The sequence below is a fragment of the Nguyenibacter vanlangensis genome (genome assembly GCF_013376155.1).
Taxonomy (GTDB): domain Bacteria; phylum Pseudomonadota; class Alphaproteobacteria; order Acetobacterales; family Acetobacteraceae; genus Gluconacetobacter; species Gluconacetobacter vanlangensis.
The window spans coordinates 1-890 of the sequence record NZ_JABXXP010000947.1; the positions used below are offsets into that span (position 1 = coordinate 1).

Below are 890 nucleotides of genomic sequence, written 5' to 3' on the forward strand. Positions count from 1 at the left end.
TGGGCGGCCCCGCGCCGCCGGACGTTGCGCGTGCTGCGCGCGGTGGCGCGTCTGGCCGGGATCGCCGTCTGGATACCGCTGTCCGTCGGGTTCGAGGCGGGATTGCTGCTGGTGCCGGGCACCGCGAAAATCCGCTGGACTCCGGTGATCTGGGGCGGATTGTGTCGCCTGCTGTCGGTCGAGATCCGCGTCATCGGCAAGCGGGCCGGCAGTGTCGGGGGCGCTGCCGCCCGGGCACGGGGCGAGCGCCCGGTCATCTATGTGGCGAATCATTCCTCGTGGCTCGACGTGCCGGTACTCGGCGCGGTCCTGCCGTCGGTCTTCGTCGCCAAGGGCGATATCGGCGCATGGCCCCTGATGGGCACGGCGGCGCGTATCGGCCGGACGATCTTCGTCAGCCGCCAGCGCAGCACGACGGGGCGCGAGCGCGACGAAATGATCGGCCGCCTGATCGGGGGCGACAATCTCATCCTGTTCCCCGAGGGCACGTCCTCGGACGGCTCGCGCGTGCTGCCCTTTATGTCGGCCTTCTTCGCCATCGCCAAGATCCCCGCCCTGCGCAAGGGCAGCGAGGGCGAGCCGCCGCCCCTGACCTATGACGACGGCATGGCGCCGCTGATCCAGCCGATCTCGCTGGTCTTCGACCGGCTGGACGGACTCAACGTCAACCGCAATCGTCGCCCGGTCTTCTCATGGTACGGCGACATGGACCTGGCGCCGCATTTGTGGCAGCTCGTGCAATGGCGCTCGATGCGCGCCAGCGTCATTCTGCATCCCGTGCTCGACCCGGCCGATTTCCCCGGCCGCAAGGCGCTGGCACAGGCGGCCTGGACGGCGGTGGCCGACGGCGCGGCCCAACTGCGCCGCAATGCCGACATCACCGACCCGCC

Annotated in this window: 1 protein-coding gene; it reads left to right on the forward strand. The window is 70.2% G+C overall.

The features are described from left to right. On the forward strand, window positions 1-890 hold an 890-nt coding region (locus tag HUK84_RS20365), incomplete at both ends, for a lysophospholipid acyltransferase family protein (protein WP_176641818.1).